This window comes from Pantoea sp. EEL5 (assembly GCF_049892805.1).
Lineage (GTDB): Bacteria > Pseudomonadota > Gammaproteobacteria > Enterobacterales > Enterobacteriaceae > Pantoea > Pantoea ananatis.
Genome location: NZ_JBNDNJ010000002.1, coordinates 178,130 through 201,783 on the forward strand (window position 1 = coordinate 178,130; position 23,654 = coordinate 201,783).

The following is a 23,654-nucleotide window of genomic DNA, read 5'->3' on the forward strand; positions in this document are numbered from 1 at the left end:
TGGAGGCTGCGCTTCCCGATACGTGAGTTGACTGATCGTATAAGATAGCTACCAGGGCACGCGCTTAAGCATGTGGATTGCTAAGCCGCCGTTTCGTACTTCAGTGCGTTCAACTTCATAACCTAATGATGCATAGAGGCGAAGGTTCACTTCAAACAACGAGTTCGTATAGAGTCGGACGACATCTAAACCGGCTTGAATGGCCAGTTGCTCTGCATGGGCCACCATTTTTCTTCCGTAACCGCGCTTCTGGAAACGCGGGTCAACGGCCACGTTTTCAATTAGGATATCGTCCTTGCGCTGAATTGTTTCCACAAGCGCGGCCAAATCTGCGCCACAGAACAAAAGATCGACTCTGTTCTCCTGTATGAACGCAGCGTGATTTGTCTTCATCGGAAGAGGCTCCCGGCCAATCACGGGGACCCACTTAGCGTAAGCCATTCTTGTGAGTTCCGTAACGGCCTCAGCATCGCTAATCGTTGCAATTCGCATCGTCTCGGTCATAGTATTGTGAGTCCCTTAGAAACCCCAGATAACTGTTTCACAGCATTTCCCATGTCTGCACATCATAGTGTTCCAACACACTGATAAGCATAAAATCACCTTTTCAATTCTCGTAAGTTAACCCTGTACAAAGCATAATCATAAGCATCTGTGAATAATATAGAGTATGTTAAAAACATCAGAATGATTGAATAACTACTCATTCTCATAGAATTTAAATTCATGGAGGACTGATGAAAAGGCGCTATGTGATTGCAGACGTATTTACTGACAAACCTTTTAGCGGTAATCCGGTTGCAGTTGTTCTGGATGCTGAGGGACTGACCACTGAGCAAATGCAGCTGCTCGCCATAGAGTTTGGCTACAGTGAAACGACCTTTGTACTACCTCCTGAAAATGTATTAAATACGGCTCAGATCCGGATTTTTACCCCGTCGCGTGAAATTCCTTTCGCTGGTCATCCCAATGTAGGGACTGCTTTTGTTCTGGCAAATCAAGCCACACTGAATGGCAGGTCGCTGCCTGAGATTCTGCTGTTTGAAGAGGCAGCCGGGCTGGTGCCGGTTAGGCTTATTAAAGAAAATGAGAGCGTCACCGGTGCAGAACTTCTTGTGCCAGAGGCATTATCCCGCCGCACAGAAGTCAGCCCGGAAAAGATAGCTGCCTGCCTGTCTCTGGAAATCAGTGATATTCGTACAGAAACACATTTGCCCCTTATCGCCTCGGTAGGCCTGCCTTTTCTGATTACCGAACTCGCAACCCGGGATGCACTTAGCCGTTGCGTGCCAAATTTACAGGGTTTCCGGGCTGTTCTGCCTCTCAATGGTGCGGTTTCTGTTTATGCCTATACGATGGAAACTGCTCCGGAAGACCAGTGTGATATTCATGCACGCATGTTTACTCCGCGAATGACCGAAGATCCGGCGACAGGAAGTGCAACAGCAGCAGTTACAGCCCTGCTGGCACAGCTTCGCAATGAGAAAGTGCTCTCGCTCCGGGTAAGCCAGGGCGTAGACATGGGACGGGCCAGCATGTTGTATTCAGTCTTCGATGGCACGTCAGAAGTGCCGGCCGTGCGGGTAGGAGGCAAAACCGTTATTGTAATGGAAGGCTCATTTAACCTGCTCTGAAGCATGAGTAGATGGTCCGCTTTGAGCGAGGAGCGGAAATTAACATACCTTTGAAAGTGGCCAAATTTAGCTATCCACTACACAGAATAAGAAAAGGCATCTTCTAGCATAAATGCCCGTAACCGATAAGGTACCGGGCTATTACGAAACCTTATTTCTAAGCCATCGTGCCAGCCCGGTGTCCAGTATGAGTTCTGCAAGCCTCGTAGGCCCAATCATAGTGACGCCTTCAGCACGGAGATCCTCACTCAATGTCCCTTGATGCCAGACAAAGAACATCCGATCATAGCTGTCACTGGTCTGGAACCGTGACAGATAGTCAGAGAATACAGACTGCTCAGCAACAGACTTCACTTGCACATATGCCCGTTCTCCGGTGGTGGGCAGTTCAAGCTCAATATCGACAGTCTTCTGTGTCCTGCCAAGGCTCCCGGTTCTTCTCCATCCGCTGGCGGAGAAAATCAGATCTACGAGCAACTCAAAGTCCTGCCAGGTAAGCAAACTACACAGCCTGGTAATAGCCTTCAGGTACTGAGCTTTAGCAATATCAGCGCTGATGATTCCCGGCGATTGCTCATCATTGATTTTTCGCAGGGCGTAATCGGCCAAACGCACATCGCAGATGGTCCCCCGGTAATTCTGTGTAGCGAGTAAAGCACCGCTCAGGACGCTGTGGGATAGAAGGTTCCCGGACAGACTATGGCTGTGCCATCCGCTCACCGTGGGGCGGGTCCTACTGCCATCATCCAGTTCGGTGACCTCTCCGGAAGGCTGGCACCAATGCAATAACCCCTGGCTGAACGTAATGAAGAGTATATCGGGGGTGGCGGTGTAAAACGTCCTTATCTGTCTGACATCACTGGTGGCAGTGGACTGGTTATTTTTCCTTTCTTCTAACCAGACTTTATTCACGTCCTCCCACTTTCCCTCAAGGCACATCTGATGGGGCGTTTTGTGGTACCCAAACTTAATAATGCCAGATGTCAGGCACTCATGTTCCCATTCGCCTCCCTCTCCCAGCTTGATATATTTAACCGCAGTCGCCTGGATCTTTTCCAAAATGCAATCACTCCACTAAACAAATTTCCTAACTGAATGTTCTTACTTTACCTCTGAACAGGGTGTAAAGGCGCGCATTTCCTTTACCGGGATAAATCAGCGTGGCGCCAGATAGTGGTGACAATACGCGTCATAAAGAGCTAATAGGACGTACAGTAAACGGAATTCCCGTACCGGGTGCAGTTGGTCTGCACAGGTCCTTTCAAGACATCATTGAGAGACTGGGTCTGGCGTTCCTGTTGCTCCTGCTGGCGCTGTTGGTCGACGCTGGCCAGTGCCTAATTCTGCCTGTAAATATCAGCACTCAGTTGATTACAATCTCCTTTTGTCATCAGTTTATTCGTAAACGTTTTGACAGCCTGTTGGTAACGTTGCTGATATTTCGCGCTATCTTAGTTCCACACGTCCAAGTATTTTCCGATAAAACTTTTTCCTGTCCCAGCTATCTGGTAATCCATAAGGTCGTTATTTAAAAAAACGTCAATGCCGCCCGCCATGCCCGCCACAAAATTATATTGACTGTCATCCATTTCTGATTTGGGAATGGCACACGAGCAAAGAAAAAATGGTATTACACCCGAAGGTGCTTTTTTATTTCCCAAACATTCCACCATTTTCATCAAATATCTCCAACAGTTCATGAACTCTCATGACTTCATCAAGAATAGGTTGAACATTATGTCTTTCCCCCAATACTTGATAAATTCCATCATTTAGATAGTAGGCTCTGAAGATGTGATGCGGCACATCTGTTTCTTCTGGCTTGTTCAAGATTAGACTTGGGAAGATATTTCCTACAATTCCACCTTCAAGATACATATCCAGTCGTTCATCAAAGTGCTCTATTGCATTTCTAAGTTTCTTATCATGCAAAGGGCTGCTTTCTGTCACATCAAAAATTTGCCTCAGAAACTCAGCACGGTTCTTATGTAAAACCTTCTCACCTTTTCCACCAATCATTGATGGAAAGAAGTACCGAGCTATAGCAGCACTATGATTGATGAAGTTTTGTAGACAGTCTAGAAGCTCATCTTTCCGATCTTGTGGCCCTAGCTTCCCTTCACTGATAGCTTGGATGTACTTAGATGCTCTATCCACGGCCTGTAGAGCCGATGTTGTGTTGAACAACATCGATTGGATATAGAAGACTTGGTACGGAGGCCATATTGATGGCTCATTTTTATCCATTATCTATCCTTTGCTAGATTGCAGTGGCATACCGATTTTGACCACATTAGCAGAAGTGTGGAATGTCCGCTCCTGGCACAAGGCGGACATCTGGAACAACTCTTATGTCCCTTTCCTGCATTGCCAGTCCGTATGTTCTTGTGAACTTTCCGACAAAGCCAGCTAACTTTACCAAGCCGCTCGGACACGATCTGGTCAGGGAGTGACATGTCCGGTTACTGACAGACTGCACCCTGTGAGTAATTTATTCGCTGGCGCTCAAAGGCGACCAGTTGAAAAAATGTTCAATAAATGGTTCTATAATTCATTAATAATTATGCACTATTGCTGCATGAGGTCAGATACGTTGTCACTAGAGTCTGCAGAATGGTTTAGCCGAAATGGCATAGAGTGTTCGCGGGTCAGAGCCCGTAATTCGCGCTTTCCGAAACATCTGCACGATGAATATGTCATCAGTGCAAACCTGACAGGGGTAGAAGAAATCTGGCTCGCAGGGAAAATGGCCTATGTTAAAAGTGGTCAGGTTACCTTATATAATCCGGGAACCATTCAGGCTTCGCGTTTTGAGACTCAAGCCGTGGAATTCATTAGCGTGCACATACCTCAGACAGTGATAAAAATGCTTGCAGATGAGGACAATCTCACTAGCGCTCATGAAGCCCCTGTTCTGCGAGAAGGCATAATTGATAACACTCGCCTGTTTGACGCGCTGTACCGTTTTGCAACATCAGCCCGACTGGAGCGGGGCATGGATGAGGAGCAGGAATTGATTCTGCTTTGTGGTGAGCTGCTCGAGACCCCAGCTCTGCTTGAGAGATCTGACGAACAGAAAATCAATATTGTTATTGAGTACTTGCGGGAGCACCTCAGCATAAAACCGCAGTTGGAGCTGCTCGCGCAGCTGGCGGGGATGAGCAAATATCATCTGGTTCGCTTCTTCACCCGGCATACGGGTATGCCGCCTCTGCAGTACCATATGCAGCTTCGTCTGCACCATGCCCGCGACTTGCTTCGCAGAAACGTGCATCCTCTCGATGCGGCGATAATGCTGGGATTTTACGATCAGAGTCATTTCATTAATGCATTTCGCAAAGTGATGGGAACAACTCCCCATCACTATGCTTCGCAGGTCAGATCAGGTCACCATAAACTCCCGGTACCCTGACACAATTACATAAAGCGCAAAATAGCTGAATATGAGCGCTGAAGCTATGTAGGAATATTTAAGCAGGCGTTGACCAAGCAGTCTGCCGCCAAAACTTCCAACCAGGCACAAGACACAGGTCCAGAACATTCCCGCGATGAAAAAGCCACTCAGAAACCAGGAAGTTGCTGTAACGCTGTGTTGGCCCATCCGGGATATCAGCGCACCACCTACTGTCGCAAACCACAGAATCGCCGTGGGGGAGGACATGGCAAGCGCCACGCCCCGTCCAAATTCACGTAGCAGTGGGCGACACTGATGAGTTTCGCTCACGTTAAGTTCCGAAACCTTCCTGAAAGCGGCAATCAGCATTTTGACGGCGAAAAACAGAAGCATTGCTCCACCGCCAATCCAGAGCATCCAGCGTACTGCTTCATACTGAAGCAGTACGGCCATTCCCGCCAGCGCCAGTAATGCATATGCTAGGTCACCCACACAAGTCCCCATTCCCAGCCAGAAACCATGAAAGTATCCGCGTTGCATAGCCAGGGTAATCATGGCTATGTTGGCAATCCCGATATCAAGACAAAGCGAAAGACTCAGTAAGAAACCGTTTGAAAACTCGATCATAACGTAAAGCCTTTAATCTTCTGATCGTACTCGATCATGTCGACAGTTTTACCCAGCCTGTTTAGAAGCTGATCCGCCTCTTCACGCTGATAATGAGGTGAATAGCCTTGCAGGAACGCCAGGGCCGTCTCTGTATTACCTTGTAAAACTGAGCCTGTCATTGCTGTTGCCAGTGCCGTCATAGCCGGCTTCACAGCGCTGAGGTCCACGACATAATGCGCCCCATTCCAGTTCAGACACCGGCGTTCAGTTAGCCACTTGAGTTGTATATAGGCCGCCCCTGCATCAGGATAATCACATGGGCCGCGGCGCAAATATCTCAGCATTTCCAGCAGGAAAATTTTTAACTGTAACGTCTCGTTCAGTTGTAGGGTCTCCCGGGAAGGCTCTGTCAGGCACATCAGCAGCCCAAACACATCCGCCAGTGCTTCCTGCACAACCATTGATCCCCATCTATCCTGTTTACTTAATTTGCCAAACATCATCTTTTCAAGGACAACAGAATGTCCCAGATCATGGCCGCGGAACCAGGCGATCAGGTGGCGGGCACAGAGAGCGCTGTCCGGGATAGCTTCATGCTGCCAGCCAAGCAGGGAAGCCTGGGAGCGGGCAAAGCGTTCAAACAGGTTTAAATAGGTATTTGCAAACACAATGGTGCGCTTCTGGGCTGCGTATTTCACCCCTTCATCTTCAGGAAAGAAATAGGCGAAATGCTTGGGATAGCTGTTAGCTTCGCCAGCAATGGCAAACAGATCGACAATTTTGTAGCGGCATCTAGGCAGCGCAACCAGCCGCTGGTCGATATGATTTTGCAGCCAGTATAGGTTGTCCGGAAAGAGCTCATCCATCACATCCGAAACTTCCTGTAGCCTGCGTTCGGCTAACCCAAACCAGGCGGAATAATGCTGCATGCGAGACTTACCAACCCATGTTGACATGTAACCTATTCCCTGCACTAGCTCCTGTTCATCCAGCCCCGCTATCTGCGGGAGAAGCTCTTTTGCTGTACTGGTGTCAGACAGGATTTCTGCACGTAACAGCAACGCTTTGCAGGTATCCGGATCATCAAATTCCTGAGCAAGCTTGAAGCAGATAATGCTGAGCTTTTCTTCAACAGACTGAAGCAACGTACTCCCGGTCCGTGTGGAAACCGGGTGAATATGACCGGCCGCCTCAGCAAGACGAGTAGCCTGGTGGATAAGGTCCAGGGCCGCGGGCGAAAGTGAGTCTGGCAGAGGGATATCCATCATGTGGATATGGTATGAGTCAGCAGCGGGCCAGAACGGTGTCGTAAACATGAAATTCCCTTCCATTAAAGTAACGAGAGGTTTACTTAACCATTGCATCTGTAATTGGTATTGGAAGGAATTGCGCGAACGGGTTAGGGAGAACGGTGCCCTTCATAACCATAATCGACTACTTTGCTTATCAGTAAATTAAAGGGCGCGAGATAAAGTGGGACAAGGGGGTTTGTTTACGCGAGAAATGCCCTGCATCACATAAATCAACAGGTTTCATGACAACAACTGTCCGCTTCTGGCACAAAGCGGACTCACGAACAGGCCGGTTACAGCTATGAGCAAAGCACGGAAATTTTGTATGAACCGCTATTTAAAAAAGCGCAACGGATGCTGCGGTCACTGGTTCAGTCATTAAAAAAAAGGTCATAATGTCATGAATTTATGTGTAAATAGGCCGTAGATTCAGTAACTGAGAGGTCGCAACATAACTATGAGTCGTGAAAGATATAACCTGTCCGTTGCAGTGTTTGTTTTGCTTTTACGCGGGGATGAACTCTGCATGCTTCGAAGGGCTAATACTGGCTGGATGGACGGTTACTTCAGCTTGCCTGCTGGTGGATTAGAAAAGGGAGAAACTCTTTCAGTTGCTGCATCCAGAGAGCTTAAAGAAGAAACAGGTATTGAGGTGTTGCCTTCAGAATTGATACTTGCGCACAGCATGCATGTTTGGACAGATAACCGTTCATGGATGGGACACTACTTTATCTGCAGAAAATGGGCCGGAGAACCTGTCCTTGCTGAGCCTGACAAACACAGCAAAGTTGAATGGAAAAGAATATCGGCACTGCCTGAAGAAACAATACCCTACGTCAGGCAAGCTGTTGACGCAATTAACTCTGACGAAAATTACTCAGAGTATGGCTGGTAGCTTGAGGGCCTGACCTGCCGGTTATACGTTTATAAAATGACCTGGCGGCCCGGCTTAGAATGCGTCCAGCCTGGTTTTCCCCAGTCTTGTGCGTTTCTCAGTCTGATGCCGCTGGCGTGAAGTGATGTCAGCCATACACTTTTGAGCGGCGTAAGCCTTTCCATTACCCGAAGCGTTATATTGCGCAATGCAAGTTCAGCATTAAGGTTGGAAATCACTTTCAGGCCAGTTGGGATAACATCAGTTCGTGATACCCACATACCGACTTCTCCTGTTGGTTCAAAGCCATCTACAGGCAATTCGTATCTGTAAATTTTGCCACTCAGAAAGCGTGATAACCATGCATGCTCGATACAGGCTACTGCAGTGGTACGGGAGTCTCTGCCCATCCATTGTTCGATGTCCAGTTTGCATGTGTCAGGTAATGGCCAGAATACGATGCGTGGGCACTCACGAGGAAAAAGATAAAGTAACTCATGCGCTTCATCCGTAGCCCATATCAGTGACCCGTTTAGCCATTCCTGTCCGGCAGGGCGATCAACATGAACTCTTAACTGGCGAGGTTTGAATATAGTGATATCAGGGCTGTCGCTGAAATGAAAAAGACGCACTTAAGGCTCCGTTTAAGATGTATCCAGCACTCCTGATAGAGCATTTTGAATAAAACAGGTTTCCTCCATATGAACGATTTTTTACCATAATTTTTTGAGGCATGCAGAGCGTTCCGGTCTGAAGCTGGATGTGCGAAACGTCCGGTTCTGGCACAAAGTGGACGTTTTAATCTGAATTAACCCCTGCAGTGAGAGCCGTATCCAGAATGCCGCTTCAGCGGCATGAAGGCGCCAGATGACGTAAAAGATAGCGCAGAGCTGAACGGCGCCGTACGCCCGGCGTAGCCGGTTACAGATGCATAAATCGTGCCATACCCTACCTTTCCCCGAACAGCCCTGCGGGCTTTCAGCAATGAATAAGCTTATGTAACCCCTTTTAACCCCGGTGAGCGGGCTTCACGGCGCTTGCGACGTGAAGGGCGTGATTTCCGGGGCCTTGGCGTCGGCAGCTTGCTGCTGACGCTTAGGGGGGTGTTCATCATAACTTTCAGCGATGGATGTGGAACTTAACACGGTAGCTGCTGGCTTACGACCTCTCCCGGTCGTCGCTGTGAAAGCAAATACGCTGACGTCATCCCAGCGCTTTCGCGACCCTTCCATCGGCGCCCGCATTCAGGGTGTAACCCTCTGCCCGCCCAGCCTTGAGCGGACGGCCTTGCGTTGAGCAAGCGCCGGCTAAGGCACACACTACTTCTGACAAGCGGCAGGCACAGCAATCTCTGGATCGCTCTGCGCGAAGGCCAATGCACATCGCGTATCCGGGTTATCCGGATTCGGCTTCAGGGCGGTTTGGTGGCCCGACGGTGCAATTCTCTGAACAGGTTTCTGTTGGCCAACGGGGCCTTTATTGCCTGTCACCACGACAGCGGATGTTCTCAACTTATCGCCTACTCGACCATGGCTTTTACGCTCATAAGGGGCCAATCAATGCTGATTTACGCACAACAGGAAGAAACCGTTGATGAGATCTGCTGGCGTTACTACGGACGCACGCAGCAGGCGGTTGAACAGGTTTATGCCGCCAATCCTGGCCTGGCAGAACAAGGCCCAACATTACCGCACGGATGCAGAGTGGTGTTACCGGAGCTGCCTCAGGCGGCCACGGGTGAAACCCTCAATCTGTGGGATTAGCGCCAATGGAAAAAATCAGTTCTCTGATTAATTACCTCATCGGGATCGTCCTGATGTGGTTTGGACGTCACACACCGCAGGATATCGCCTTTATGGTTGGCTCTGGCGTCGCCGTTTTGACCATGTGCACCAACGTTGCGACGTTTTTTATCAACTGGCACTACCGTCGCAAAACTTACGAGCTACAGCAGCGCAACTCACAGGGGCTTAACTTTGAGCCAGACCGCTAAACGTTGCGCCGTGGCGGCCGTACTGGCCCTGGCCGCGTTGCTACCGCAAATCAACATGCTGAAAACCTCTGAAGCCGGCCTGAAGCTGATTGCCGATGCAGAAGGCTGCCGCACCTCGCCCTATCAGTGCAGCGCCGGCGTCTGGACCAACGGCATTGGTCACACGCAAGGTGTTACCCCGACCAGCGTGGTGAACGAGCGCCAGGCCGCAGTTAACCTGGTTTACGACGTGATGCGCGTTGAACGCGGGATCGACCAGTGCATGCCACGTGAAATGCCGTTCCAGGTTTATGACGCGGTGGTGTCATTCGGTTTTAACGTTGGCGTGCACGCCGCCTGTCACTCAACGCTGGCGGGATTGATCAACAGCGGCCGCTGGCACGATGCCTGCCTGCAGCTTAAGCGCTGGGTATATGTCAAAGGCACCTACAACTCGGGCCTGGATAACCGTCGTCAGCGCGAAATGGCGTGGTGTTTAAAAGGAGCGGCATGATGCGACTGCTTGCACTGGCGATCGCCATTTTGCTTATTGCCCTGGGCTTAACCGGCTGGCGCCTTAGCGTGATGACTCATCAACGGGATGAGGCACAGCGCAGGGTGAGTACGCTGACGGCTGACGTCAGCAGCCGGGACAAGGCGCTGGCCCAACTCGATGCGGATATCCAGGCTAGCCGAAAACGCGAGGCGGCGCTGCGGCTGCTTCAGAACCAGGCCAGCGCGCAGGCGCTCCATCGTGAAACCATTATCAGAAGAGAAACCGATGCCAATCCCGCTTTACGTGCCTGGAGCGCTGCTGCTTTGCCTGCTGACGTTATCCGGCTGCACAGCCGTCCGGCCTTCAGCAATGCCCGAGATTATCTGGACTGGTTGTCCACGCGTGACAAGTTGCCCCATTCCGGAAAACAACCTGCAGACGCAGGGTGATTTGGCGGCGGATAACCGCCAGTTAGAGGCTGCGCTCGCATCGTGCGGGTTGCAGATTGAGATGATTAAAGCGTGCCAGGAGCAGCATGATGTTGAAAGTGACCCAACTACGCCAGGTGCTGATAAACAGCGTTCCGCTGCTTCAGCAAAATCCTGACAACCTGACGATAGCGATTCAGTCCGGAAACCTGGTTTCCACGCTGGCCAGCTCGCTGTCGTTTGAATACCACTTCCAGCTGGCCGTCACGATTACTGACTATGCAGAGGATATCGATCTGATCATGGTTCCCCTGCTGACATGGCTTCGGGAAAACCAGCCCGACATCATGGTTTCGGATGAGAAACGTCGCACCGGCTTTACCTTCACCCTTGAGGCAACCGGCGATGGGCGCAGTAAGGTGAATATCACTCTGCAACTGACCGAACGCGTCTGGGTTGAGCAGCAGAACGGCGCATTACACATCACGCATCTGCCAGAACCGGCTATGCCGGAAAATGTTGAGCGCCCCTGGCAGTTGTACATCAAAGGCAAGCTGGTCAGCGAATGGAAAACATAGCGATAACCCTTATCCGCTGACGCGCTGTTTAGCCATCCCTGGGTAAACGGCATTCGATTGCCGCTTTTCTCCTGCAACGAGAAACTAATGCCATGAACGAGCAAATATTAGAAATCAAGCGCTTGCTGCGCAACATGGTCCGCATTGGCACCGTTGCCGCCATCAATCTTGAGGCGGGAACCTGCCGGGTAAAAACCGGCGATAACACCACTGACTGGCTGCACTGGCTAAGTGCCCGGGCGGGAAGAACCCGTTCATGGAATGCGCCGTCGCCAGGCGAGCAGGTGCTGATCATAAGCCTGGGCGGTGAGCTGAACAGCGGCTTCGTGTTACCCGGCGTGTTCTCTGACGCCAGCCCGGCGCCCTCGGCCTCTGCCGATGCGCTGCACTACTCTTTTCCCGATGGTGCGGTCATTGAATACGAGCCTGCAACCGGCGCGCTGAAAGCCGAAGGGATTCAGACGGCGACGATCAAGGCGGCTGTCAAAATCCTGCTGGATACGCCAGAGGTGGAGTGCACCACGTTACTGAAAACCGCCACGCTGGAAGTGACCCAGGGCGGCACCATGAAGGGCGATGTGTCGCACAGCGGCGGCAGCTTCGCCTCCAACGGCAAAGTGCTGCATACGCACCAGCATCCGGGCGACAGCGGTGGCACCACAGGAGCACCATTATGACAACAGCACGCTACACCGGCATGAGCCGCGAAACAGGCGTAAACCTTGTTGAGCTGGAGCATATCCGCCAGTCCGTCCGTGACATTCTGACGACGCCGCTGGGATCGCGGGTGATGCGCCGTAACTACGGGTCACTGTTGTCGGCGCTAATCGACCAGCCGCAGAACGACAGGTTGCGCCTGCAAATCATGTCGGCCTGTTATATGGCGATCCTGCAGTGGGAGCCGCGCATCAGCCTGACTGCCATTAATTTTGAATCTGCGTTTGACGGCGGGATGGTGGTGGAAATCACCGGCAACCGTGCGGACACCGCGCAGGATTTTTCGTTAACCGTCCCTGTGAGTTGAATCATGCCTACTATCGACCTGAGCCAGCTGCCTGCGCCAAACGTGGTGGAAACGCTGGACTATGAAACGCTGCTTGCCGAACGTAAAGCCACCTTGATTTCGCTCTATCCTGCAGACGAGCAGGCATCGGTTGCCCGGGTTCTGGCGCTGGAGTCCGACCCGCTGGTGAAACTCCTGCAGGAGAACGCCTACCGGGAAGTCATTTTGCGTCAGCGCATCAACGAGGCGGCCAAGGCGGTGATGGTGGCCTGGGCCAACGGCAGCGATCTGGATCAACTGGGCGCCAACAACGGCGTGACGCGGCTGGTGCTGACGCCTGCGGATAATACCGTTACGCCCCCTGTTGAGGCGGTAATGGAGCGGGATGAAGACTTCCGCGCCCGCATTGCCGCTGCGTTTGAAGGGCTGAGTGTTGCGGGGCCGTCCGGTGCTTACGAATTTCATGCTCGCAGCGCCGATGGCCGCGTAGCCGATGCCTCGGCTATCAGTCCCTCTCCCGCCAGCGTCACGATTACCGTGCTGTCCCGCGAAGGCAACGGTGCGGCGGGCAGCGACCTGCTGGCGATCGTGAATGCCGCGCTAAATGATGAAGATGTTCGTCCAGTTGCCGATCGGGTCACCGTCCAGTCGGCACAGATTGTGGATTACCGCGTTGACGCCACGCTGTATTTGTATCCCGGTCCCGAGGCGGAGCCCATCCGTGCCGCATCCGAGGCGAAGCTCAAGGCATTTGTAAACACCCAGGCTCGTTTAGGCCGCGATATTCGCAAGTCTGCGCTGTATGCCGCGCTGCATGTAGAAGGTGTACAGCGCGTCGAACTGGCCCAGCCGGTGGCCGATGTGGTGCTGGATAAAACTCAGGCCGCGTTCTGTACCGGCTACCAGATCACGGTAGGAGGTTCCGATGAGTAAACGCCTGCTGCCAACGGGTTCATCAGCCCTGGAAGTTGCCGCTGCTGAAGCCTGTTCTGCGCTGGAATCCATTCCTGTTCATTTGCGCCAGTTATGGAATTCGCAGACCTGTCCGGTGGAGCTACTGCCTTACCTGGCCTGGGCCTGGTCGGTGGATCGTTGGGATTCGGGCTGGAGCGAAAGCACGAAACGCAGCGTGGTTGCTGCATCGGAATATATCCATAAACACAAAGGGACGATTGGCTCTCTGCGTCGTGTGGTGGAGCCACTGGGCTACCTGATTCGCATTAAGGAATGGTGGCAAACCAATGAAGCGCCCGGCACCTTTCGCCTTGATGTCGGCGTACTGGAAACCGGTATTACCGAAGCGATGTACAACGAGCTGGAGCGGCTGATTGCCGATGCCAAGCCGGTGAGTCGCCACCTGACTGGGTTATCCATCAACCTGGACAGCACCGGCACCGTTCCTGTTGCGGCCGCCAGTTACAGTGGCGATGAGCTTACTGTTTACCCCTATACACCTGAAGTTATCACCGCAGGCGGTTCCGGTTACACCGGCGCAGCGGTCCATCTTATTGACCTGACGGAAGTGAGAGCATGACAACGAAATATTTTGCCCTACTGACCAATCAGGGCGCGGCAAAGCTGGCCAATGCCGCGGCCCTGGGAACCCAACTGCAGATTACCCAGATGGCGGTGGGTGACGGCGGCGGTGTTTTGCCTACGCCCGATCCTGCGCAGACCAAACTGGTGGGCGAAAAGCGCCGTGCCGCGCTGAATTCGCTGAAGGTGGATGCCGCGAACAGCAGCCAGATTATCGCTGAACAGATTATCCCTGAAGGCGAAGGCGGCTTCTGGATCCGTGAGATTGGCCTGTATGACGCCGACGGCGTGCTGATTGCCGTCGCGAACTGCGCGGAAACCTACAAGCCGCAACTGCAGGAGGGCAGCGGTCGTACTCAGACCGTGCGCATGATCCTGATCGTGAACAGCACCAGTGCCGTCACGTTGAAAATTGACCCTTCAGTTGTGCTCGCCACGCGCCAGTATGTGGATGACAAAGTCATCGAGGTGAAAGCCTACACCGACGATGTGATGAAGAAGCACGTTGATGCGGCCAATCCCCATAGTCAGTATCTGCAAACGGCTAAAGCGCTGGCAGAAATTAAAGACGCGGGGCTGGTGGCGGAGGTTCTTAAAAACCTCGGTTTGGGAGAAGGTGCTCCACTCATCGGTTCTCCTTTTGCATGGCCGCATTCAAAAATGCCCAATGAGCTGTTTGCATCAATGGCTGGAATGGTTTTTGTCAAAGCTAATGGTGCTTCATTCTCCAGTACAACCTACCCTAAACTGGCTGTACTTTATCCAGGGTTGAAATTGCCGGACTTACGCGGCGAATTTATTCGTGGTTGGGATGATGGTCGAGGTGTGGATAGCTCGCGCAACTTGCTTTCATCCCAAGAAGATATGTTTAAGTCCCATAACCACAGATTTGTAAACGAATATGGTACACCTACGGACCGGATAATCGCATACACGGATGAAAATAACGAAAACGCTGAGGCAAATAATGTAAGTGGTTTACGGGCCTGGACGTACATTTTCATGGAGAAAACTGGTGGCAATGAAACCAGACCACGCAATATTGCATTCAATTATATTTTGAGGGCTGCGTAATGTTAAAAGCTCAGTTAGATAAAGATTTCGTCGCTATTAACGCTGGGGAAATTAGCGTTTGTAATTATGATGGTGTTTCACGTGAATACCTTTCAACTATCACTGAAATTCTTGCTAAAGGAGTAGGCCTTCCTGCTAATTCGTGTATCGATGCTCCTTTAGAGAAAAAAGAGGGCATGGTGGTTTGTAGAACTAAAGACCTTTCTGCGTGGGAGTATATCAACGATCATCGTGGTGAAACTGTTCATGACATTAAAACAGGTGAATCTCTCATAATAACAGAGCTGGGTGATTACCCTGAAAATACCACACCTAAAATACCTTTATCCCAATATGATGAATGGGATGGAGAGGATTGGGTTATGAATCTGGTGAAGAGGCATGAAGCAGATATAGCGAGTGCAGAGAAGCATCGGCAAAGTCTTTTAGACAATATTGAAAAGACGACATCCGACTGGCGGATTGAACTTTTACTGGGAGATATTAGCGATAACGATAAATCGAAATTATCAGCATGGATGGTGTATAAATCGGCAGTCAAAGCTGTCGATATGTCGACGGCTCCGGATGTTAACTGGCCAGTACTTCCGGTGGTGCTGGCTATGTGATATTGTGTTCATAATCAGTTTTGACTTCTTTTAACTCTCTGATACAGGTCAGTCAATCAGGCTGGCCTCATCATTGTGACTAATTATGCCTGTCCGGAGTTAAGAATGTCAGCGGTTAATCATTATTATTGCACTGACTAGTAATAAATTTCATGCCTATTCTGCTGCGTACAACCCTGCTTCCTGCTCTAGGTTGTTATCATTTTTCCATGACTCATCATCTCGCTAATCGATTTTTAAAAGTGTTAATCTTATTAAAAATCTGGCTGTTTCTATCATAGAGATTTGGATTATGATTTCATCATAGAATAGATTTCCATGTAAAATATTAATTCAATTTGTGGTAAACGCTTCGCCATAAGCGAATAAGTAGCAGTGCTAAATAGCACACCATTGTATTTAACTAACCAAATTGCGGAATTGCTGACTACCATGGAACCTGGCTCACAAATGGGCGCCCCGGACTTTTCTGTAAAAATGAATACTCGTATTAATGAGACTGATAATGTTATTCATATTTGGCAAGACCAGTTACTTTCCGTGATTATAACTGATGCTTACAAGATGTTACTAACCAATATGAATGAAATTCTTTAAGGCAGTTTTTAATGTAAACCTAAAAGATATTTTCAGATAAATGTTGTTCCATGAAGCTTGTCCAGTTTGACTGTAAGTTATGAAAAAGCCGTAAAATTACTTACGGCTTTTAATGTGGGTTGAGCGGGCATATAGGAAGCTATGATTACTCAGCTTTAGAAAAGGTAATAATATCAGTATATTTTAAATGCACCAATATCAACTGACCATATTTAAAAAGCCTAACCACCTTTTCATTCATTTTAAGGGTAATATGCAGCACCATATTTATTTATAAACCTTCAACACCAACTAAATTATATTTAGTTTTTTAGTTAAAATAAAAAACTTGTATTTTATATCCTTATTAGTATGAGTCACGAACCCATTCCCTTATTTAACTACATCTTTAAATAAAACACTTATCCAGTACCCTAATGAAAGGATCGTCATCACCAACAACATCGCAGTTAGACTTCAGTATTAAGCAACTCAACCATCGATTCAAAATCCTATTGCCAACCAAGAAAAGCACCTAGAATGACCAACATCACCAGATTCTATAAAGAAATGTGCATCGGCACCTGTGCGACCAGGTGAACCAATAGAGACTTGTTGTCTAAGTGAACGATAAGCACTTGAGAATTCATAATCAGGGGTTGAAACACCTGTGCTGGTTGTTACACAAGCGCACTTAACCGGAAACGGAATGGGAAAAGTAATGTTACATTTATAATTATCTGCGGTTGTGCCACTCCTCCATGTTCCCCATTGAATAATTATATTTCTAACTTTACCACCAATGCTAACTGGAATAGACATCCAGCCATCATCACTATCAAGCGCGGTAATCCCATTCCTTATTGCGGCTTCTCCCAAACCGAGGTTTTTAGGATGCTCTAAGCTTTTTATCAACAATTGCGTTTGGATAAAAACCTCGGGCTATGAGAGTGGAGGCGGCGGTGCATCGTATTTTTGTGCGGGAGGGAATCCCATGGCTGCCGGCTCAGCTTTTTCCGGTTATCCAGGCGCATTAGGTTCAGGAGGAGGCGGAGGATTTTCCGTTAGTAATTCATCTGCTCAAACTGGTGGGAATGGGGGCGATGGGTTGATTATCATTGAGGAATATGCATGAAAACGTATGTAAGAATTGAAAAAAATATAGTTAAAGAACTATTTTCCACTGAGGAAAAAATCACAAAGCTTTTCCATCCCGATATGCATTGGGTGGATATTACAGCAAGCGGGGTGAAAATATCTGAAGGTTGGAATTATATAAACAACACATTCATTCCGGAAAAAAAGACTAACATCCTATAATTAAAAACCCGCATACGCGGGTTTTTTTTAAAAGCCAAGCACTATTAATCGCTTAAAAAATGCATAAAAAAATCATGAAGCCGCAGGCAAACTAAATACTTACATTAAACCAGCTTAGGGCAAATAGATCGAGAGCTATAACTCATTGTTAAGAAATGATTTTAACTAATAAATTATTTTTTCTTTCGCTGATGGATAGATCATACTAAACCCTTTGTCTTGATAAAATAAACCATCAACTTTATTTAAAAACATACCCGGCTGGCAAAAAACACCACTTTCTATTTTCACCATGGTGAAGCCGGATATGTCAAATTCATTGTCCCTGATAATGATATTTTCGACATAATTACTACCTGTTTGAATAAGTGCGAAATTAGTCATCTGTTACCACTCCACTATGAGGATACCGGGCTGACCTACAGCACCGTTACCATTAATGCCAGTAGATCCCCCTGCGCCGCCAGCACCAAAACCGTCTCCAATGTAACCATTTTGGCCGCCGGCACTGCCATTACCAGAAGATCGCACTGCTCCCCCGCCGCCACCGAATGGGCAAGATGCGCCTGCACCGCTATTTCCCGTTCCAATGACTAAGAGAGTTTTGCCACTATCACCCGCACCATCTCCGCCGGAGCTTCCCCGAGGATATCCTCCTCCGCCAGCCCCGCCATACTGCGCTGAACCTCCGCCACCAGGGTCTCCACCCTGACCGGCGATAAGGGTCAAATAACTGCCAAAAACAGTATTGCCACCAGTACCCCCAGCCTTACCATCTGAGTTTACTGACGTGGTTCCACCGACACCACCCGCCCCGATAATCACATCAACTATCTCTCCAGATTTAACGGTTATAGCGCGCTTGATAACTGACTGCCCAGCACCACCACCTCCAGCACCACCGCCAAATTCACTGGTGTTGGTTCGGCAACCGCCGCCACCGCCACCGCCGCCGCCAGCACATCCGGATAGATAAATAGTCGTTACACCATCAGGCACCTGGAACTTACCGCTACTGATGAATTGTTTAACGCCTCGAGAGCGCGAAATTTCATTTTGGACCGCTTCTACAAAACCGAGGTTTTGATGAAACAAACCCCTGGCCCGCCTCACCTGCACAATGGCAAACTCCTCACCTTTTACCGGAGAAAAAACGATGCTGATTGGCTATGTCAGGGTGTCAACAAATGACCAAAACACCGATTTGCAACGGAATGCGCTGCAGAGCGCAAATTGTGAACAGATTTTTGAGGATAAAATCAGCGGCAAGACCAGCGAGCGGCCTGGTTTAAAGCGGGCGCTGCGGACGTTAAAAGAGGGCGATACTTTGGTGGTATGGAAGCTCGATCGACTGGGCCGCAGCATGCGTCACCTGGTCATGCTCACCGAAGAGCTGCGCGAACGCGGGGTAAACTTTCGTAGCCTCACGGACAGCATCGATACCAGCACACCGATGGGCCGTTTTTTCTTTCATGTGATGGGCGCACTGGCGGAGATGGAGCGCGAATTGATTGTCGAGCGAACGCGTGCCGGCCTGACCGCTGCGCGTGAGAAAGGACGCATTGGTGGCCGCCGGCGCATTATGACACCGGAAGTCGTTGCCAGAGCGGAACGCATGATGGCGAATGGCGCCACGCTTCATCAGGTTGCACTCGTATTAGATGTTTCAACCAAAACCATTTATCGTTATATTCCAGCGCCAAAACAGCACCATTTACGCGGTTCTTCTTACTGAACGATCAGCAAACCGCAATCGAATGCATCCTTTTCACTGACCTGACACTCTGAGCACACCCACAACACGGAGTGCTACAGATGTCTGATTTTCATCACGGTGTCCGCGTCGTCGAAGTCAATGACGGTACACGCACCATTTCAACAGTTTCAACCGCCATTGTTGGCATGATCTGCACCGCAGAAGATGCTGATGCAACGGCATTTCCTCTTAACACACCTGTTCTGCTGACCAACGTGCAGGCAGCTATCGGTAAAGCCGGTACCAAAGGCACCTTAGCGGCCGCGCTGCAGGCGATTGCTGACCAGGCGAAGCCGGTAACCGTCGTGGTTCGCGTTGCAGAAGGCGCGAGCCAGGCTGAAACCACCTCTAACCTGATTGGCTCGACGGATGCGAACGGTAAATACACCGGCATGAAGGCGCTGCTCAGCGCGCAAACGCAGCTGGGTGTTAAACCGCGCATTCTTGGCGTGCCGGGTCTGGATTCGCTGGAAGTGGCGACAGCGCTGGCCAGCATTGCCCAGCAGCTGCGTGGCTTTGCCTACGTCTCTGCCTGGAACAGCAAAACCATTTCTGACGCCATGAAGTACCGCGAAAACTTCAGCCAGCGCGAGCTGATGGTGATCTGGCCAGATTTTATTGCCTGGAACACGGCAACCAATAAATCTGAAATGGCTTATGCCACCGCACGTGCGCTGGGCCTGCGCGCCAAAATTGACAACGACACCGGCTGGCATAAAACCCTGTCTAACGTGGGCGTCAATGGCGTGACGGGTATCTCTGCAGATGTTTTCTGGGATCTGCAACAGACCGGCACCGATGCCGATCTGCTGAACGAAAAATGTGTTACCACGCTGATTCGTAAGGACGGTTTCCGTTTCTGGGGCAACCGCACCTGCAGCGATGATCCACTTTTTGCCTTTGAAAACTACACCCGTTCAGCGCAGGTGCTGGCCGATACCATGGCGGAAGCGCACATGTGGGCCAACGACAAACCGCTGACGCCAGTACTGGTACGCGAAATCATCGCCGGTATCAATGCCAAGTTCCGTGAGCTGGTCAGTGCCGGTTATCTGCTGGGCGCCAACTGCTGGTACGACGAAAGCGCCAACGATAAAGAGAGCCTGAAGGCGGGCAAACTGTTTATCGATTACGACTACACGCCGGTGCCGCCGCTGGAAGATCTGACCCTGCGTCAGCGCATCACCGATACCTATCTGGCGAACTTCGCCGCATCCGTAAACAGCTAAGGAGCCGGATAAATGGCACTGCCACGTAAACTCAAGGGGTTGAACCTCTTCAACGATTCAAACAGCTATCAGGGCATCGTCACCGCAGTTACGCTGCCGAAGCTGTCACGCAAGCTGGATACCTACCGCGCTGGCGGTATGAACGGTGCGGCATTCATTGATAACGGCCTGGACGATGCGGCACTCGATATGGAGTGGACGCTGGGCGGTATGGATGAGCTGGTATTAAGCCAGTGGGGCGCGATGGCGAACGTACCGTTGCGTTTCACCGGTTCTTATCAGCGTGATGACACCGGCGAAGAAATCGCCGTGGAAATCGAAGTACGCGGTAAGCACCAGTCCTTTGACTTCGGTGAAGCCAAACAGGGCGAAAACACCGAAACCAAAATCACCAGTAAAAACACCTATTTCAAACTGACCTGGAATGGCAAAGAGCTGATTGAAATCGACACCGTCAACATGGTGGAGAAGGTCAACGGCGTCGATCGTCTGGAACAGCGCCGTAAAAACCTCGGCCTGGTGTAATAACAACGGCCGGCGCGTCCTGCGCTGGCCCCTCTTGATTGGGATGGAGAAAAAATGGAACAGCTTGATAAGCCAGAACTGAAAGAAAACCTGGTGGTGCTGGAAAGCCCGATTTCACGTGGCGATGTGGTGATCGCTCAGGTTGAGCTGGTGAAACCGACCGCCGGCGCGCTGCGCGGTGTGCGGCTGGCTGACCTAGCCTCGTCCGATGTGGATGCCTTGTTGATGGTGCTGCCCCGCATTACTATGCCTTCGCTGACCAAAGCAGAGTGCAACGCACTGGACCCAGTTGACCTGATTGCCCTGGGCGGCAAGGTGATTGGTTTTTTGTCAGCGAAATCGGCCGCGTAAGCTGGCCCCGCGATCTGACGGTCAATGACCTGATGGCCGATATTGCCAGCGTTTTTCACTGGCCACCCTCAGAAATGTATCCCATGTCGCTGGAAGAGTTACTCGACTGGCGGCATAGAGTGATGATCCGCAGTGGAGTAACCTCAGATGAGTAACACGCTCAAGCTGCAAGTGCTGCTGGAAGCGGTTGATCGGGCTACGCGCCCGTTCAATGCCGTACGTAAAGAAACCGAAAAGCTGTCTGCGGATATTCAGGAAACGCAGGATCGCCTGGACGAGCTCAATGCTAAATCCGCGCAGATTGAAGGGTTCCGTGAAACCCGCAAAGAACTGACGCTGACCCAACAAAATCTTAAAAATACCCGGGCAGAAGCAGCGGCACTTGCCATTCAACTTAAAAACACTCAAAACCCTACCGCGGAACAAACCCAGGCGCTGGATAAGCTGCGTCAGTCGGCTAACGCGCTGCAGCAAAAAAACCTTCAACTGCGTCAGTCAGTACAGGATCAGCGCCAGTCCCTGAACGAGGCGGGAATTTCCACGCGCCGGTTGAGCAGCGAGCGCCAGAAGCTAAATCAACAAACAGAGCGCACGACATCCACCCTTAATGCGCAGGGTGAGTCCATGAATCTGCTAAATCAGCGTCAGGACAAGCTCAACCGCACCCGTGAACGTTACCGTGCGGGCATGGCGCTGGCAGATAACGTACAAAGCGCCAGTTCGAAAGCCAAAGACTTTGTCGAGAAGGGGCGCAAAGTTATCGATTATCTGTCACCTGCAAATGAGGTTGTGCAAGCCCGCGCGGCGATTACGCAATCGGGTGGCTCATCGGGTGAGGCAAAAGCTGCAGCACCGGCAGTAGCTAACCTTGCAAACGCGACGCAACGTAGCATGCAAGAAAGCGCGTCTTTGGTGCTCAATATTAAAAACGCGTTCGGCATTGCAGATGACCAGGTTGGTCAGTTAGGCGACGTGCTCTCATCGACCTTTGCCAATAAAACAACCGATTTTGCCGCACTTAAGACGGCGATGGTCGCCGTAGGGCCAGCCGCGAAGGACGCCGGTGTAAGCGTTGGCCAGACTGCGGCCATGATGGGCGTGCTGGCGGAAAACGGTATAACGGGCAGCCAGGCAGGCGCCGGTGCCAGTGCGATGTTAACGCACGTTCAGGCGCCTGATGCCAGCGCAGACAGCGCGCTTAAAGCGTTGAATGTGCAAACCGCTGACGACCAGGGCAACAGTCAGCCCATTTTCGCGGTGCTCAGCCAGGTGCAGGCGGCGTTTGAGAAAAACAAGCTCGACGCTGCCCAGCAGGCCACTTATCTGCAGGCAATATTTGGTGAACAGGGCGCCGCACCTGCCGCAGCATTGATGAAGGGCGCGGCAAGTGGCCGGCTGGATCAGCTGTCTCAGGCGCCCGCTGCCCAGTCGCCTGCAGCAGATGCCTCTGTGGATACCAACCTGCAAGCTATCAGTCAGGACGGCTTATCCGTCCAGTCCGTTCTGACCGGCGTCATGAATATCAATCCTCAACTTTCTGACAGCCTGCTGACGCTGGCGGCCGGTGGGCTGACCTTGGTGGATTCCCTGGCCAGCGTCGGGAACATTGCCTGGCCGGTCATTAGCGGGCTGAGCACCATCATGGCGGGCGTAGAGCTGCTGGGCGGTGCATTTGCCATCATCGGCGGCGCGATTACGGCCACGCTGGGAGCGATCACGCTGCCGGTGGTGGTGCTTGGTGCCGCTATCGCGGCGGGGGCCATGCTGGTTTATCAGTACTGGGAACCGATTAGCGCCTTTATCAGCGGCATCGCTCAGGGCTTCAGTGCGGCGATGGGGCCGATAAGCGACGCGTTCGCGCCGCTGAAGCCGGTATTTGAGTGGTTCAGCAATAAAGTGTCCGAGCTGGGGGCCTGGTTCTCAAAGCTGCTGGAACCCGTGAAGTTTTCTCAGCAGGAACTGGCCTCGGCAGGTGAGATGGGACAGCGCTTCGGCAATATGCTGGCGACGGCACTCAAATTACCCGGTGAAGCCCTGAATCAGCTGCGAGGCGGCATTGACTGGGTGCTGGGCAAGCTTGGCATCATCGATGAGAAATCTGACAAGGTGAAAGACAAGCTGCCTCCGCCCAAAATGCGTGAGCAGGATGAAGAGGATGAGGATAACGCGGATGCCCGTCCGGCCGCATCGCGCGCCAGCCTGAACAGCACGCTCAATCAGCCTTTGCCCTCGGTTAACAATTCAAACGTGGATAACCGCCAGCACACGGTCACCAACAATATCTATGCGACAGGTGAGCCTCTGGCGATTGGACAGGCCGTTGCGCAGTATTCCACTGCATCGCCGTGGTCCACGTCTGACCATAGCTATAACTCCATGTTTAGTCTGGATTAATTAAC

At 51.0% G+C, this 23,654-nt stretch carries 32 protein-coding genes; 22 read left to right on the forward strand and 10 right to left on the reverse strand.

All coding sequences use genetic code 11. The annotated features are described in order from the left end of the window. Positions 1 to 48 precede the first annotated feature (48 nt). Entirely contained in the window at positions 49 to 504 is a 456-nt protein-coding gene (locus ACPXSQ_RS12370) for a GNAT family N-acetyltransferase (RefSeq protein ID WP_014593516.1), read from the reverse strand. A 233-nt stretch (positions 505 to 737) separates the two neighbouring features. Between ACPXSQ_RS12370 and ACPXSQ_RS12375 the strand changes: the two genes are divergently transcribed. Next, positions 738 to 1,634, forward strand: coding sequence for a PhzF family phenazine biosynthesis protein (locus ACPXSQ_RS12375; protein ID WP_024471107.1), 897 nt, complete (start codon positions 738 to 740; stop codon positions 1,632 to 1,634). A 141-nt stretch (positions 1,635 to 1,775) separates the two neighbouring features. Here the strand turns inward: ACPXSQ_RS12375 and ACPXSQ_RS12380 are convergent, their stop codons facing one another. From ACPXSQ_RS12380 to ACPXSQ_RS12390, 3 genes are all read right to left on the reverse strand, one after another. Further along, positions 1,776 to 2,693: a restriction endonuclease gene (locus ACPXSQ_RS12380; RefSeq protein ID WP_426143912.1), complete on the reverse strand. Its 918-nt coding sequence runs from the start codon at positions 2,691 to 2,693 to the stop codon at positions 1,776 to 1,778. A 392-nt stretch (positions 2,694 to 3,085) separates the two neighbouring features. Next, complete coding sequence (locus ACPXSQ_RS12385; protein ID WP_126843381.1) at positions 3,086 to 3,313, reverse strand: hypothetical protein; 228 nt, start codon at positions 3,311 to 3,313, stop codon at positions 3,086 to 3,088. Next, complete coding sequence (locus ACPXSQ_RS12390) at positions 3,285 to 3,881, reverse strand: hypothetical protein (RefSeq protein WP_024471104.1); 597 nt, start codon at positions 3,879 to 3,881, stop codon at positions 3,285 to 3,287. Before ACPXSQ_RS12390 ends, ACPXSQ_RS12385 begins: the two co-directional genes overlap by 29 nt. Positions 3,882 to 4,227: 346 nt before the next feature. Here ACPXSQ_RS12390 and ACPXSQ_RS12395 point away from each other — a divergent pair, with 346 nt between their 5' ends. Continuing rightward, positions 4,228 to 5,046, forward strand: a complete 819-nt coding sequence (locus ACPXSQ_RS12395) for a helix-turn-helix transcriptional regulator (protein ID WP_024471103.1) — start codon at positions 4,228 to 4,230, stop codon at positions 5,044 to 5,046. On the opposite strand, the gene ACPXSQ_RS12400 is transcribed toward ACPXSQ_RS12395, so the two are convergent. Continuing rightward, complete coding sequence (locus ACPXSQ_RS12400; protein WP_024471102.1) at positions 5,017 to 5,655, reverse strand: LysE family transporter; 639 nt, start codon at positions 5,653 to 5,655, stop codon at positions 5,017 to 5,019. The genes ACPXSQ_RS12395 and ACPXSQ_RS12400 overlap by 30 nt on opposite strands. Further along, positions 5,652 to 6,953: a hypothetical protein gene (locus ACPXSQ_RS12405; RefSeq protein WP_024471101.1), complete on the reverse strand. Its 1,302-nt coding sequence runs from the start codon at positions 6,951 to 6,953 to the stop codon at positions 5,652 to 5,654. The genes ACPXSQ_RS12400 and ACPXSQ_RS12405 overlap by 4 nt, the downstream gene beginning before the upstream one ends. A gap of 433 nt (positions 6,954 to 7,386) precedes the next feature. On the opposite strand from ACPXSQ_RS12405, the gene ACPXSQ_RS12410 reads away from it, so the two are divergent. Next, positions 7,387 to 7,824 carry an NUDIX hydrolase gene (locus tag ACPXSQ_RS12410; RefSeq protein ID WP_024471100.1) on the forward strand — a complete coding sequence of 146 codons (438 nt, stop codon included), beginning with the start codon at positions 7,387 to 7,389 and terminating at the stop codon, positions 7,822 to 7,824. 29 nt (positions 7,825 to 7,853) lie between these two features. On the opposite strand, the gene ACPXSQ_RS12415 is transcribed toward ACPXSQ_RS12410, so the two are convergent. Then, positions 7,854 to 8,435, reverse strand: a complete 582-nt coding sequence (locus ACPXSQ_RS12415) for a DUF6886 family protein (RefSeq protein ID WP_024471099.1) — start codon at positions 8,433 to 8,435, stop codon at positions 7,854 to 7,856. A 927-nt stretch (positions 8,436 to 9,362) separates the two neighbouring features. On the opposite strand from ACPXSQ_RS12415, the gene ACPXSQ_RS12420 reads away from it, so the two are divergent. The 12 genes from ACPXSQ_RS12420 to ACPXSQ_RS12475 all read left to right on the forward strand — a co-directional run bounded on the left by ACPXSQ_RS12420 (position 9,363) and on the right by ACPXSQ_RS12475 (position 15,498). Further along, on the forward strand, positions 9,363 to 9,566 hold the full coding sequence (locus ACPXSQ_RS12420; protein WP_014604961.1) for a tail protein X: 204 nt from the start codon (positions 9,363 to 9,365) through the stop codon (positions 9,564 to 9,566). Between the two features lie 5 nt (positions 9,567 to 9,571). Next, the gene (locus tag ACPXSQ_RS12425) at positions 9,572 to 9,796 is read left to right on the forward strand and encodes an HP1 family phage holin (RefSeq protein ID WP_426143916.1); all 225 of its coding nucleotides are present in this window, start codon (positions 9,572 to 9,574) and stop codon (positions 9,794 to 9,796) included. After that, the gene (locus tag ACPXSQ_RS12430) at positions 9,780 to 10,289 is read left to right on the forward strand and encodes a lysozyme (protein ID WP_426143918.1); all 510 of its coding nucleotides are present in this window, start codon (positions 9,780 to 9,782) and stop codon (positions 10,287 to 10,289) included. The genes ACPXSQ_RS12425 and ACPXSQ_RS12430 overlap by 17 nt, the downstream gene beginning before the upstream one ends. Continuing rightward, entirely contained in the window at positions 10,286 to 10,720 is a 435-nt protein-coding gene (gene lysB, locus ACPXSQ_RS12435) for an Rz-like lysis system protein LysB (RefSeq protein WP_041930921.1), read from the forward strand. The genes ACPXSQ_RS12430 and lysB overlap by 4 nt, the downstream gene beginning before the upstream one ends. Then, positions 10,602 to 10,877: an Rz1-like lysis system protein LysC gene (gene lysC, locus ACPXSQ_RS12440; protein ID WP_227008744.1), complete on the forward strand. Its 276-nt coding sequence runs from the start codon at positions 10,602 to 10,604 to the stop codon at positions 10,875 to 10,877. The genes lysB and lysC overlap by 119 nt, the downstream gene beginning before the upstream one ends. Beyond that, positions 10,807 to 11,277, forward strand: coding sequence for a phage tail protein (locus ACPXSQ_RS12445; protein ID WP_028715821.1), 471 nt, complete (start codon positions 10,807 to 10,809; stop codon positions 11,275 to 11,277). Before lysC ends, ACPXSQ_RS12445 begins: the two co-directional genes overlap by 71 nt. A 92-nt stretch (positions 11,278 to 11,369) precedes the next feature. Further along, a complete protein-coding gene (locus tag ACPXSQ_RS12450) occupies positions 11,370 to 11,954 on the forward strand; it encodes a phage baseplate assembly protein V (RefSeq protein ID WP_013027279.1) in 585 nt (194 codons plus the stop codon). Beyond that, a complete protein-coding gene (locus tag ACPXSQ_RS12455; RefSeq protein WP_015699482.1) occupies positions 11,951 to 12,301 on the forward strand; it encodes a GPW/gp25 family protein in 351 nt (116 codons plus the stop codon). Before ACPXSQ_RS12450 ends, ACPXSQ_RS12455 begins: the two co-directional genes overlap by 4 nt. 3 nt (positions 12,302 to 12,304) lie before the next feature. Next, positions 12,305 to 13,213 (forward strand): baseplate assembly protein, encoded by a 909-nt coding sequence (locus ACPXSQ_RS12460; RefSeq protein ID WP_013027277.1) that lies wholly within the window; start codon positions 12,305 to 12,307, stop codon positions 13,211 to 13,213. Next, entirely contained in the window at positions 13,206 to 13,814 is a 609-nt protein-coding gene (locus ACPXSQ_RS12465; RefSeq protein WP_426143922.1) for a phage tail protein I, read from the forward strand. The genes ACPXSQ_RS12460 and ACPXSQ_RS12465 overlap by 8 nt, the downstream gene beginning before the upstream one ends. After that, on the forward strand, positions 13,811 to 14,890 hold the full coding sequence (locus tag ACPXSQ_RS12470) for a phage tail protein (RefSeq protein WP_105088577.1): 1,080 nt from the start codon (positions 13,811 to 13,813) through the stop codon (positions 14,888 to 14,890). The genes ACPXSQ_RS12465 and ACPXSQ_RS12470 overlap by 4 nt, the downstream gene beginning before the upstream one ends. Continuing rightward, positions 14,890 to 15,498: a tail fiber assembly protein gene (locus tag ACPXSQ_RS12475; protein ID WP_105078895.1), complete on the forward strand. Its 609-nt coding sequence runs from the start codon at positions 14,890 to 14,892 to the stop codon at positions 15,496 to 15,498. The genes ACPXSQ_RS12470 and ACPXSQ_RS12475 overlap by 1 nt, the downstream gene beginning before the upstream one ends. A 1,080-nt stretch (positions 15,499 to 16,578) precedes the next feature. Here ACPXSQ_RS12475 and ACPXSQ_RS12480 read toward each other — a convergent pair. Further along, positions 16,579 to 16,896 (reverse strand): gp53-like domain-containing protein, encoded by a 318-nt coding sequence (locus ACPXSQ_RS12480; RefSeq protein WP_128391736.1) that lies wholly within the window; start codon positions 16,894 to 16,896, stop codon positions 16,579 to 16,581. A gap of 309 nt (positions 16,897 to 17,205) precedes the next feature. Here ACPXSQ_RS12480 and ACPXSQ_RS12485 point away from each other — a divergent pair, with 309 nt between their 5' ends. After that, a complete protein-coding gene (locus ACPXSQ_RS12485) occupies positions 17,206 to 17,394 on the forward strand; it encodes a hypothetical protein (protein WP_104932939.1) in 189 nt (62 codons plus the stop codon). Between the two features lie 165 nt (positions 17,395 to 17,559). Here the strand turns inward: ACPXSQ_RS12485 and ACPXSQ_RS12490 are convergent, their stop codons facing one another. Both ACPXSQ_RS12490 and ACPXSQ_RS12495 read right to left on the reverse strand, forming a co-directional pair. Beyond that, on the reverse strand, positions 17,560 to 17,778 hold the full coding sequence (locus ACPXSQ_RS12490; protein ID WP_105078894.1) for a hypothetical protein: 219 nt from the start codon (positions 17,776 to 17,778) through the stop codon (positions 17,560 to 17,562). 35 nt (positions 17,779 to 17,813) lie between these two features. Further along, positions 17,814 to 17,966, reverse strand: a complete 153-nt coding sequence (locus tag ACPXSQ_RS12495) for a hypothetical protein (protein ID WP_158639816.1) — start codon at positions 17,964 to 17,966, stop codon at positions 17,814 to 17,816. Positions 17,967 to 18,550: 584 nt separating this feature from the next. Here ACPXSQ_RS12495 and ACPXSQ_RS12500 point away from each other — a divergent pair. From ACPXSQ_RS12500 to ACPXSQ_RS12525, 6 genes are all read left to right on the forward strand, one after another. After that, complete coding sequence (locus ACPXSQ_RS12500) at positions 18,551 to 19,129, forward strand: recombinase family protein (protein WP_022623189.1); 579 nt, start codon at positions 18,551 to 18,553, stop codon at positions 19,127 to 19,129. A gap of 80 nt (positions 19,130 to 19,209) precedes the next feature. After that, positions 19,210 to 20,379, forward strand: coding sequence for a phage tail sheath protein (locus ACPXSQ_RS12505; RefSeq protein WP_014594650.1), 1,170 nt, complete (start codon positions 19,210 to 19,212; stop codon positions 20,377 to 20,379). Positions 20,380 to 20,391: 12 nt separating this feature from the next. Further along, a complete protein-coding gene (locus ACPXSQ_RS12510) occupies positions 20,392 to 20,904 on the forward strand; it encodes a phage major tail tube protein (RefSeq protein WP_013027271.1) in 513 nt (170 codons plus the stop codon). 54 nt (positions 20,905 to 20,958) lie between these two features. Continuing rightward, positions 20,959 to 21,255 carry a phage tail assembly protein gene (locus tag ACPXSQ_RS12515; protein WP_013027270.1) on the forward strand — a complete coding sequence of 99 codons (297 nt, stop codon included), beginning with the start codon at positions 20,959 to 20,961 and terminating at the stop codon, positions 21,253 to 21,255. Positions 21,256 to 21,287: 32 nt separating this feature from the next. Then, positions 21,288 to 21,410: a GpE family phage tail protein gene (locus tag ACPXSQ_RS12520; protein ID WP_013027268.1), complete on the forward strand. Its 123-nt coding sequence runs from the start codon at positions 21,288 to 21,290 to the stop codon at positions 21,408 to 21,410. Continuing rightward, a complete protein-coding gene (locus ACPXSQ_RS12525) occupies positions 21,403 to 23,649 on the forward strand; it encodes a phage tail tape measure protein (RefSeq protein WP_426143928.1) in 2,247 nt (748 codons plus the stop codon). The genes ACPXSQ_RS12520 and ACPXSQ_RS12525 overlap by 8 nt, the downstream gene beginning before the upstream one ends. Positions 23,650 to 23,654 lie beyond the last annotated feature (5 nt).

Bases quoted from the DNA above. Each gene is read 5' to 3' on its own strand.
- lysB (WP_041930921.1), top strand. From the start codon at position 10,286: ATGATGCGACTGCTTGCACTGGCGATCGCCATTTTGCTTATTGCCCTG.
- ACPXSQ_RS12485 (WP_104932939.1), top strand. From the start codon at position 17,206: ATGAAAACGTATGTAAGAATTGAAAAAAATATAGTTAAAGAACTATTT.
- ACPXSQ_RS12410 (WP_024471100.1), top strand. From the start codon at position 7,387: ATGAGTCGTGAAAGATATAACCTGTCCGTTGCAGTGTTTGTTTTGCTT.
- ACPXSQ_RS12370 (WP_014593516.1), bottom strand. From the start codon at position 504: ATGACCGAGACGATGCGAATTGCAACGATTAGCGATGCTGAGGCCGTT.
- ACPXSQ_RS12375 (WP_024471107.1), top strand. From the start codon at position 738: ATGAAAAGGCGCTATGTGATTGCAGACGTATTTACTGACAAACCTTTT.
- ACPXSQ_RS12515 (WP_013027270.1), top strand. From the start codon at position 20,959: ATGGAACAGCTTGATAAGCCAGAACTGAAAGAAAACCTGGTGGTGCTG.
- ACPXSQ_RS12390 (WP_024471104.1), bottom strand. From the start codon at position 3,881: ATGGATAAAAATGAGCCATCAATATGGCCTCCGTACCAAGTCTTCTAT.
- ACPXSQ_RS12385 (WP_126843381.1), bottom strand. From the start codon at position 3,313: ATGAAAATGGTGGAATGTTTGGGAAATAAAAAAGCACCTTCGGGTGTA.
- ACPXSQ_RS12470 (WP_105088577.1), top strand. From the start codon at position 13,811: ATGACAACGAAATATTTTGCCCTACTGACCAATCAGGGCGCGGCAAAG.
- ACPXSQ_RS12420 (WP_014604961.1), top strand. From the start codon at position 9,363: ATGCTGATTTACGCACAACAGGAAGAAACCGTTGATGAGATCTGCTGG.
- ACPXSQ_RS12490 (WP_105078894.1), bottom strand. From the start codon at position 17,778: ATGACTAATTTCGCACTTATTCAAACAGGTAGTAATTATGTCGAAAAT.
- ACPXSQ_RS12405 (WP_024471101.1), bottom strand. From the start codon at position 6,953: ATGTTTACGACACCGTTCTGGCCCGCTGCTGACTCATACCATATCCAC.
- ACPXSQ_RS12400 (WP_024471102.1), bottom strand. From the start codon at position 5,655: ATGATCGAGTTTTCAAACGGTTTCTTACTGAGTCTTTCGCTTTGTCTT.
- ACPXSQ_RS12460 (WP_013027277.1), top strand. From the start codon at position 12,305: ATGCCTACTATCGACCTGAGCCAGCTGCCTGCGCCAAACGTGGTGGAA.
- ACPXSQ_RS12450 (WP_013027279.1), top strand. From the start codon at position 11,370: ATGAACGAGCAAATATTAGAAATCAAGCGCTTGCTGCGCAACATGGTC.
- ACPXSQ_RS12505 (WP_014594650.1), top strand. From the start codon at position 19,210: ATGTCTGATTTTCATCACGGTGTCCGCGTCGTCGAAGTCAATGACGGT.
- ACPXSQ_RS12445 (WP_028715821.1), top strand. From the start codon at position 10,807: ATGATGTTGAAAGTGACCCAACTACGCCAGGTGCTGATAAACAGCGTT.
- ACPXSQ_RS12520 (WP_013027268.1), top strand. From the start codon at position 21,288: ATGGCCGATATTGCCAGCGTTTTTCACTGGCCACCCTCAGAAATGTAT.
- ACPXSQ_RS12465 (WP_426143922.1), top strand. From the start codon at position 13,206: ATGAGTAAACGCCTGCTGCCAACGGGTTCATCAGCCCTGGAAGTTGCC.
- ACPXSQ_RS12480 (WP_128391736.1), bottom strand. From the start codon at position 16,896: ATGTCTATTCCAGTTAGCATTGGTGGTAAAGTTAGAAATATAATTATT.
- ACPXSQ_RS12500 (WP_022623189.1), top strand. From the start codon at position 18,551: ATGCTGATTGGCTATGTCAGGGTGTCAACAAATGACCAAAACACCGAT.
- ACPXSQ_RS12475 (WP_105078895.1), top strand. From the start codon at position 14,890: ATGTTAAAAGCTCAGTTAGATAAAGATTTCGTCGCTATTAACGCTGGG.
- ACPXSQ_RS12525 (WP_426143928.1), top strand. From the start codon at position 21,403: ATGAGTAACACGCTCAAGCTGCAAGTGCTGCTGGAAGCGGTTGATCGG.
- ACPXSQ_RS12510 (WP_013027271.1), top strand. From the start codon at position 20,392: ATGGCACTGCCACGTAAACTCAAGGGGTTGAACCTCTTCAACGATTCA.
- ACPXSQ_RS12455 (WP_015699482.1), top strand. From the start codon at position 11,951: ATGACAACAGCACGCTACACCGGCATGAGCCGCGAAACAGGCGTAAAC.
- ACPXSQ_RS12425 (WP_426143916.1), top strand. From the start codon at position 9,572: ATGGAAAAAATCAGTTCTCTGATTAATTACCTCATCGGGATCGTCCTG.